This is a genomic window from Hyphomicrobium sp. (assembly GCF_036833075.1).
Taxonomy (GTDB): Bacteria; Pseudomonadota; Alphaproteobacteria; order Rhizobiales; family Hyphomicrobiaceae; genus Hyphomicrobium_C.
The window spans coordinates 1-8,084 of record NZ_DAITQL010000128.1; the positions used below are offsets into that span (position 1 = coordinate 1).

At 60.4% G+C, this 8,084-nt stretch carries 9 protein-coding genes; 1 reads left to right on the plus strand and 8 read right to left on the minus strand.

The features are described 5' to 3' along the window. Positions 1-50 precede the first annotated feature (50 nt). The 7 genes from V7082_RS20740 to V7082_RS20770 form a co-directional block, all read right to left on the minus strand. The gene (locus V7082_RS20740) at positions 51-641 is read right to left on the minus strand and encodes an ABC transporter substrate-binding protein (protein ID WP_334151523.1); all 591 of its coding nucleotides are present in this window, start codon (positions 639-641) and stop codon (positions 51-53) included. 72 nt (positions 642-713) lie between these two features. Continuing rightward, positions 714-1,625, minus strand: coding sequence for an HpcH/HpaI aldolase/citrate lyase family protein (locus tag V7082_RS20745; RefSeq protein WP_334151525.1), 912 nt, complete (start codon positions 1,623-1,625; stop codon positions 714-716). Between the two features lie 22 nt (positions 1,626-1,647). Beyond that, on the minus strand, positions 1,648-2,874 hold the full coding sequence (locus V7082_RS20750) for a CaiB/BaiF CoA transferase family protein (RefSeq protein WP_334151527.1): 1,227 nt from the start codon (positions 2,872-2,874) through the stop codon (positions 1,648-1,650). Then, entirely contained in the window at positions 2,871-3,350 is a 480-nt protein-coding gene (locus V7082_RS20755; RefSeq protein WP_334151528.1) for a MaoC family dehydratase, read from the minus strand. The genes V7082_RS20750 and V7082_RS20755 overlap by 4 nt, the downstream gene beginning before the upstream one ends. Then, positions 3,347-4,507, minus strand: coding sequence for an acyl-CoA dehydrogenase family protein (locus tag V7082_RS20760; protein ID WP_334151529.1), 1,161 nt, complete (start codon positions 4,505-4,507; stop codon positions 3,347-3,349). The genes V7082_RS20755 and V7082_RS20760 overlap by 4 nt, the downstream gene beginning before the upstream one ends. After that, positions 4,504-4,992 carry a MaoC family dehydratase gene (locus tag V7082_RS20765; protein WP_334151531.1) on the minus strand — a complete coding sequence of 163 codons (489 nt, stop codon included), beginning with the start codon at positions 4,990-4,992 and terminating at the stop codon, positions 4,504-4,506. Before V7082_RS20765 ends, V7082_RS20760 begins: the two co-directional genes overlap by 4 nt. Positions 4,993-5,093: 101 nt before the next feature. Next, complete coding sequence (locus V7082_RS20770; protein WP_334151532.1) at positions 5,094-5,918, minus strand: aspartate/glutamate racemase family protein; 825 nt, start codon at positions 5,916-5,918, stop codon at positions 5,094-5,096. A 509-nt stretch (positions 5,919-6,427) separates the two neighbouring features. On the opposite strand from V7082_RS20770, the gene V7082_RS20775 reads away from it, so the two are divergent. Continuing rightward, positions 6,428-7,453 carry a LacI family DNA-binding transcriptional regulator gene (locus V7082_RS20775; protein WP_334151533.1) on the plus strand — a complete coding sequence of 342 codons (1,026 nt, stop codon included), beginning with the start codon at positions 6,428-6,430 and terminating at the stop codon, positions 7,451-7,453. A gap of 30 nt (positions 7,454-7,483) precedes the next feature. Here V7082_RS20775 and V7082_RS20780 read toward each other — a convergent pair whose 3' ends face one another. Next, positions 7,484-7,960: an alpha/beta fold hydrolase gene (locus tag V7082_RS20780; protein ID WP_334151535.1), complete on the minus strand. Its 477-nt coding sequence runs from the start codon at positions 7,958-7,960 to the stop codon at positions 7,484-7,486. Positions 7,961-8,084: the final 124 nt, after the last annotated feature.

Consider the following 8,084-nt stretch of genomic DNA (forward strand, 5'->3'; position numbering starts at 1 on the left):
ACAATCAACCTTGGGACAACTCGCTTCACGGCGCTTGACTTTGCAGACGGTTACTTGTATGCCTCGGCGTCGACGCTGGCGATATCGGTGCCACCTTGATCGTTCGGTGCCACAACCACAACGGACGTGATCTTGAAGCGGTCCTTGGCAGCCTTGACGAGGGCCGGCGCCCAAGCACTGGGGCTAGACACCTGGCGGAAAGCGGTCGGCCACTGCGTCCCAATGGCGTCTTTAGCCATGGCGCTATTGAACGTCAGTTGCCCGTTGCGGTGAGCGACCGGCTTGATGCCCGTGGCCTCCGGCGACCCGACAGGTCCGATGATCAACTTGACGTTCTGACTGGCTAGGTAGTTTGCGCCGGCCGCCGCGCCGTCCGCCGTGTACTTGGTGTCGTACGTGACCACCGTCACCTTGCACTTGCGATTCCCCACTTGGAGGCCGCCGCTCGCATTCGCTTGCGCTGCCACGAACTCGGCGCCGGCCTTCATGGCCAGACCCCAGGCGGCGGCTCCACCAGACAGCGGTCCAAGAGCTCCGATTTTCGTCTCGCATTCCTGAGCGAAAACCGGCGCGGCCATTAGGAACGAAACCAGAGGCGCCACCATGGCCAGGCGGCTGCCGAATCCTGCAATAGCTCTCATGATTTGTCTCCTTTCAACATTTACTAGACACACGCTCATGTCAGGCAGCAGCGCCGCCTGCCTAGGCACTCTTCACATGCCGATCCGATCGGCCATGTCGATGACGTTCTTCACGATGCGGATAGTGGCGGCGTCGATCATTTCACCGTTGTAGGTGACAGCGCCGAGGCCTTGTTCTTCGGCTTCCCTGTACGCTTTGGTCATTGCGCGGGCGGCATCAACCGCAGCCTGGCTCGGGGTGAACGCCTCCAATGCAGGGTCGATCTGCGCGGGGTGGATCGCCCATTTCCCAACCATTCCCACGAGGCGGGCACGCCTACACTCTTCCGCATATGCCGCGATGTCCTTGAAGTTACCCATCGGACCATCAATGGCGTCCAGTCCATTGACGCGAGCGGCGATCGTGATCTTGTGGCGCCCGTAGTGCCACATGTCGCCGGGGTACCCTGTCGGTCCACCGATAGACGCGAGATCGATTCCCTGCGACGCCGAATAGTCGCCGACACCGTAGATCAGCGCCTCGAGACGCCGCGAGGAGCGGGCGATCTCTTCCACGTTCATCATGGCCTCGACCTCTTCGATGAGGACCTCGATTCCGATTCGGCGACTCGTCTTGAGCTTCCTCTCCATCTGCGACAACAGCGTGTCGACAAAGAGAACGTCGCTGCCGCGCAGTACCTTCGGGATCATGATGAGGTCGAGGTGCTCGTGAGCGCCTTCGACGACGCTGATGATGTCCTCGTACGCCCATTCCGTGCCGAGGTCATTGATGCGAACGCAGGTGGTTTTGCCGCTCCAATCCAGCTCTTTCAAGGCGTCGACGATCATTGACCGGGCGCGCACCTTGGCGTTTGGTGCAACGGCATCCTCCAGGTCCAGGAAGACTAAGTCGGCTTTGCTTGCCGCAGCCTTGGCCATCATCTTCTCGCTTGAACCGGGTACTGCAAGTTCCGACCGCCGGACCCGTTTAGGTTTGTTCACCACTTTTCTGCTCCTTTGAAATCTGTCAGCCAACCACGCCGCGGTCGCGAAGTGATTTGAGGCGCTGCTCATCGATGCCGACGCCAGTCAAGATCTCGGCAGCATGCTCAGACAGCATCGGTGCGCGGCGGCGCACCCCCCCAGGCGTCTCCGTCATCTTGACGGGCACACCCGCCACCGCCATGCGCCCCAAGGCGCCGGGGTGCTCAAGCTCCACCAGCATCTCGCGCGCGGCGAAGTGCGGATCAGCGGCGATGTCCGCCACGTTGTAGACCGGACTGAAGGGGACATGGCCGCCCAATTCCTCTAGCAGTTCGCGCTTGGTACGCTTCATGGTGTACTCGGAAATGGCGCCGTAGACGAGATCCGCGTTCTCTCGGCGCGCCACCTCCGTCTTTAATCTTGGGTCGCTCGCCAAGGCAGGCCGCTCCATCAGCTCACAAAGACGGCTCCAAAAGGCGTCGGTATGGCAGGCCAGGGTGATGTGACCGTCTTTGCAGCGCACAATCCCGAAGGGAGTCAAGAATGGATGCCGCTGACCCTCCGGCTTAGGCACCTTCCCTTCGTACGAATGCTGGTAAATGATGCGCTCGGACAAAGCGAGCACAGCGTCGACCATCGACACGTCCAGGAACTGTCCGCGGCCCGTTTGTTTGGCGCGGTACACAGCGGCGAGGACGCCGAATGCGCACATAATCGCCGGGACAATGTCGCCCACACCCGGGCCCACTTTGGCAGGCTCACCGTCACTGCTGCCGGTGATCCCCATAATGCCCCCCATGGCCTGCGCGATCGGGTCGTAGGCGGGCCAGTTCACGTAGGGACTGTTGCCCGTGCGGGGATCGCCGAAACCGCGAACTGCCGCATACACGAGCTGCGGACGAACGTCACGCAACGTCTCGTAGGAAAGACCCAGCCGATCCATCACACCAGCCCGGTAGTTCTCCACGAGCACGTCCGTCTGCTTCACCAGCTCGATTAGGATCTCGCGGCCCTCAGGCTCCTTCAGGTTGAGCGCGATCGACTTCTTGTTGCGATTGACGCTCTGGAAGTAGCCTCCGAAGTTTCGAAGCTGGTCGTCGGGGCGATACGGTCCGACGCTCCGAACGTAGTCACCCTCCAATGGCTCGACCTTGATCACTTCCGCGCCGTGATCGCCCAACAGCATGGAGGCGTATGGTCCAGCCATCATCAGAGTCAGGTCTAGAACGCGCAGACCGGAGAGCGCGCCCATTGCGGCGACCGTTGTCATCGATTCCCCCAATGACTGCGCTTCTTCACAAGGACACGACGCTCGCCCTCAAAGACAACCTTGTCGTCCTGATTCACGCCCCAGTGTTTGAAGACCACCTCGCCGGCGTCCTCTTGCCGCCCGCCATCTTTTCCGATGACCTCGGTGTAGGCGTACAGCGTGTCGCCATGGAATACGGGCGCGGCGAAGCGGACGCCAGTTAGCCCGAGCTCTGCCAACGCGTTCTCAGAAGTCTCCTGGCTCGCCATGCCAATGATCAGAGATGCGGTGACGCCCCCGAATTGCAGCCGCTTCTTGAAGGGCGTATCGCGCATCACGACTTCGTCGAAGTGAGCCGAGGCCGAGTTCATGACAAGGTTCGTGATGACCACGTTCTCCGTAGCCTCGATGGTCTTGCCCCTGTGGTGCCGTAGCACTTCTCCTACAGTGAAGTCCTCGAAGTAGTTGTCGTTTCCGGTGAGCTGAGAAACCTTCATTTTTTTACCTTTCCAAGCAGCGCATCGGAAATGACCCTTAGCTGGATTTCGGAGGTTCCCTCGAAGATCTTGGTGAGCCGCGCGTCGCGCCAGTGCCGCTCCATGGCGTGCAGCGTGGTGTAGCCCGCTCCGCCCAGAATCTGCATACCTTCACTTGTGACGCGTTCAGACATTTCGGCAGCGTAGTACTTCACCATCGCCGCTTCCTTGTCGCAGCGCCGGCCCGTGTCAATAGCGTCGTTAACGAAGTACATCAGCTGGCGCGCCGCCTCGATCTCGGTCGCCATCTGGGCGATCTTGAATCGGATCGCCTGGAATTCCCCGATCGGCTGGCCGAATTGGACACGCTCTTGTGAATAAGCCATAGCATCTTCAAGCGCCGCACGCGCAAGACCGATAGATCGCGCCGCGGTCATGGCCCGCGGAATCTCCAAGCCTGCGGTGGCGTAGTAGAACGCCTTGCCTTCCTCACCGATCAGGTTCTCCGCCGGCACGCGACAGTTGTCGAAAGCCAGTTCCCAGGTCTTCCACCCGAAATAGCCGATCTTTGGGATGGGTGCTCCCTGCACGCCGGGAGGCAGTTCCCCGCGCTTCTTCGGCACGATGAACATGCTCATTCCAGCGTGGCGACGCTTGGGTTCAGGAGGCGAAGTACGCGCGATCACCATGAGGTAGTCGGCGCCATCCGCAAAGGTGCACCAGTACTTGTTGCCGGTGATGAGATAGCTGTCGCCGTCCTTCACCGCGCGCGTGCTTACACCCGCGACGTCGGATCCCGTCCCTGGCTCCGACATCGCGAAGGCGCCCAAGAACTCACCGCGTGCAATGCGCGGTAGGTAGTTCTTCTTCTGCTCCTCCGACATTTGCTGCCACCCGATCATGCCGTTGCCACGGAAGATGATGCTCGCCACGCTCATCCAAGCACGGGCCAACTCCTCCACGATCAGGCAATACTCGAAGCAGCCGAGACCCAAGCCGCCGTACTCCTCGGGGAGCAGCACGCCGAAATAGCCCATCTCAGCCATCTTCTCGCGCAACGACATTGGAATGTCGCCTCGCTCGGGATCCAGCTTGTTAGCGATGGGCAGCACCTCCTTCATCGCGAATTCACGGGCGGTCTCCTGGATCATCCGGCGCTCATCGGTCATGTACGTCATTTGGCCGTCCTCCGGTAAATCAGGTTTGAGCGTTTGAAATCGATCACCAGTTCGCCCTTCTGGTTGAAGCCCTTGGTGTGCCAGGTGCAGATGCCTTGGCGTGGGTTTTTTGCGGATGGTCGCGTCGCATGCACCGTCGATGTGGCGGTCAGCGTATCTCCTGGGTAGACGGGCTTATGGTGTGTGAGATCGTCGATGCCCAGAAAGGCGGCGCCGTTCTCGCTCAGGTCTTCTACCGACAAGCCGAAGACCGTCGTGAACACAAGCATGGGGTTGACCTGCTCACGCGGGTGCCCATGGGCGATCGCATACTCCCGGTTGAAGTACATCGGGTTGAAGTTGATCGTTACCGTTGTGAAGTACGAGTTGTCACCCTCGTTGATGGTGCGGCCCCAGTGATGGACGAACTCGCGCCCGATCTCGAAGTCTTCGTACCAATGGCCGCGCGATCGCTGGACCGCCTTACTGCGAAAATCTGCTTCCATATTTCCTCTTCGGTTCTTAACCAGAGTGCCCGCCGCCCAGCCTACGTGCCGCAGCTCGAGCGAGCACATCTCCGGCGAGTGCGTAGCTCCGGTAGACATCTTCATCTCACCGCGTTCTGCAGCATTTCTGCCGTTAGATTGCGAAGGCTGTTCATGACATGAGTCGGCGGCTTTGCATAACCGCCACGTCGGCCGACCAACAGCCCCGTCCTTCTGCGCAGCTGGGCAAGCATGTGCCCGTACTGCAACAGGGCGCCATACGAATCGAGCACCGGGACTCCATCGACGTCCCGCACCTTGTTGCGCACAAGCACTGTGTTCAGGACACCCTCCGCCGGGATGAGAACGTCCACGTCGGTACGCTCTAACAGGCCTCTTGCATGCGTGACGAATCGGTCGATCATCACGCCGCCCCCCGAAAATGCGTCGTCCAGCTCGAACTCATCCACCGCCGGGTGCAGCGCCTCCACGGCTCTCACTCGCGCGCCGAATCCATATCGGGTGACGAGTCGATTCAGGATTCGGACCATGCTCTGATCGATAGTGATCAAGCCGAGGGAGGTACCTACGCTCGTGCCCACTATCAGAGCGGTCTCGCACGAGCTCACGACAGGAATGTCCACGGCGCTTCGCGCCAGGTCGAGAGCCGGGTCAACAAAGCAACTGATTGCCATAGCCTCATAGCCGTCGGCCTCCGCGCGAACTGCCGCCTCGACAAACTGGTCGAAGATGAGGTGGTGCGCCCACGGATATCTCGTGAGTTCCACAGGCGGCATCCCTGCTGGGTAGGTCCCCGGGCGCACTCCGTGCAAGTGAACCGAGAAGTCGCCGTGACCTGCGAGCTCAGCGTGCCCCGCGAGCATTGCACGGTAGCCCGGCAGGCGCTCTAGGTCCGTCATGCTTTGGTGCCAGATCTTGGCTTCCATGCCTGCTGCACTCCTATGATGAAACGTTTCACTGCTCGGCGGACAAAAAGCTCGAGTCGAGACTCGAGCTTGCCGCGATCCCGCACGGTCGGTTTGGCGGCTCCAGATGAAACGTTATACGAGTTCTGCGCTCTGTGCAATAGGGGTCACCAGAATATTCGTATCGGTCGCGAGCCGTTACACCCCCGGGATGCTCCGGGGGGCGTCCGAGCCTCAGAAGTCGGGCCCAGCTGGAGAACTCGTAGGCGCCAACTCCAGACTGACTGCCTCGGCATCATCCCAGTATCTCTTCGCCCGCTGACCGCACATCGCGCACCTCGAGACGGACATTCGTGTGAAGGAGGTGCCGGCCCCGCGTCGGCGATGGCCGCCTCGCTGAGGCGGAGAAGTTGCAATGCGTAGCGGGCGCTTAGCACGCGGTTGAGGAGATGCCGCGGGGGGTCTTCACGAGACAGGTCGAACATGGCGTCAGGTCGTCAATGAATAGAATTGCCGGACGGGCCACGAGCATGAATGGCGGTATGCCGAAACCAACAATCAAGGATGTCGCACTTGAGGCCGGCGTATCGCTGGGGACCGCGTCGCGCGTCATCAACCGATTCAGCGATGTCAATGTCGAGATGAGGCTGCGTGTGGAGCGGGCCATCCGAAAGCTCGGCTACACACCAGATGCTGTTGCGCAGAGCATGCGATCCCGCTCCACTCGCACAATCGGAATCCTCATCCGAGACTTCTCTTCGCCAGCGTTCGTCTCCTTTGCGACTGTGGTCCAGAGTCTCCTTTATCGCGAAGGGTATGTACCGCTCCTCGCTGGCTACGCCGACGAGCCTAGGCGAGAACTCGAGATCCTCAGCGCTTTCGCGCAGCGCAGGATCGATGGCTTGATCGTGACCACATCAAGCGATAGCGATGCCAGACTCGCGGACACCCGGAGGAAGCTCGCGGTGCCCACGATCCTTTTTGATCGGGACCCGGATGGTGAGCAGGACACTATCGCGGTGGACCACCGAAGCGGCATCCAGCAAGTGATGACCTACCTCTTGAAGCTGGGTCATCGCCGTGTCGCGCTCCTCACTGGAGCCCATCACGTCCGGCCAGCGCGAGAACGGATTGAAGCTTTCATCAAAGCCCACCACGATGCGGGACTTGTACTAGATCCAATGTTATTGCGCACTGGCAGCTTCACTGCCGAATTTGCCGAACAGCAATCAGTAGACTTGCTGGCTTTGCCAAATAGACCCACAGCCATCATCGCCGGCGGCGTCAACATGCTGCCTGGAGTCCTCCTTGCAATTCGTGCCGCCGGGCTCAGTATTCCCAAAGACATCTCGGTAGTGAGTTCTACCAACCCGGAGCTTTGCGAACTCTTCATGCCCACTGTGACCGAGTTGAGAGTTGACTATGGCGCAATGGGCGTCGAAGCGTCGCAGCTGATGCTCGGACGTGTGCAGGGGACAATCAAGGGCCCACCACGGATCCTTCGCTTCGACACTACCCTGATAGAACGCGAGTCATGCGCACCGCCGCACGTATGATTCGCCCGCCCCCTCATAGCGCCCTACCCCTCAGCTCTTCACTGACAGCTCGTCGGGCAACACTGCCGATCGATTTGGTTGCGCTCGAGGATCACGCGGCACCCACCGGCCGCGCTCGACCGCGCTAAGAAAGTCACGCATTGAACGGTTAAAGAGTTCCGGCTCCTCCAGATTCACCGCGTGACCGGTCTTGGGGAGCACTTGCAAGCCGGCGCCGGGCATCCAGCGCTTGATAGACAGCGCGATGTCCAGCACTGGGTCGTCCTCGTCACCGGCGACGACCAGCGTCGGAACCTCACACGCCCGGATCTGAGCCTCGAAGTCATAGAGCGACGGGCGCAAGGCCTGGTAGTTCCGCATCGTCAGCGCAGATCCTCTCGCGGAATGCTCTCCCAGATGCCGACGAAACTCCTCCCAGGATCGAGGATCCTTGTTGAGCAGTTGAATGCGGGTCGGGCTGTAAGAGAAGGTTTCGACCAGCGGCTTTATGCCCGCCTTATCGAGCAACTCCGCCGCCTTCAAGGCCTCGGAAACAAATCGCTCCCGCGTAGCGCGCTCTGAGCCGGATCCACCGCTTGTTGATGATCACTGAAAACTGACCCACCTTTTGGGGGTGCGATCGGCCAAAACT

Coding starts and splice junctions, on each gene's coding strand:
- V7082_RS20750 (WP_334151527.1), bottom strand. CDS start 2,874: ATGACAACGGTCGCCGCAATGGGCGCGCTCTCCGGTCTGCGCGTTCTA.
- V7082_RS20740 (WP_334151523.1), bottom strand. CDS start 641: ATGAGAGCTATTGCAGGATTCGGCAGCCGCCTGGCCATGGTGGCGCCT.
- V7082_RS20765 (WP_334151531.1), bottom strand. CDS start 4,992: ATGGAAGCAGATTTTCGCAGTAAGGCGGTCCAGCGATCGCGCGGCCAT.
- V7082_RS20775 (WP_334151533.1), top strand. CDS start 6,428: ATGAATGGCGGTATGCCGAAACCAACAATCAAGGATGTCGCACTTGAG.
- V7082_RS20755 (WP_334151528.1), bottom strand. CDS start 3,350: ATGAAGGTTTCTCAGCTCACCGGAAACGACAACTACTTCGAGGACTTC.
- V7082_RS20770 (WP_334151532.1), bottom strand. CDS start 5,918: ATGGAAGCCAAGATCTGGCACCAAAGCATGACGGACCTAGAGCGCCTG.
- V7082_RS20760 (WP_334151529.1), bottom strand. CDS start 4,507: ATGACGTACATGACCGATGAGCGCCGGATGATCCAGGAGACCGCCCGT.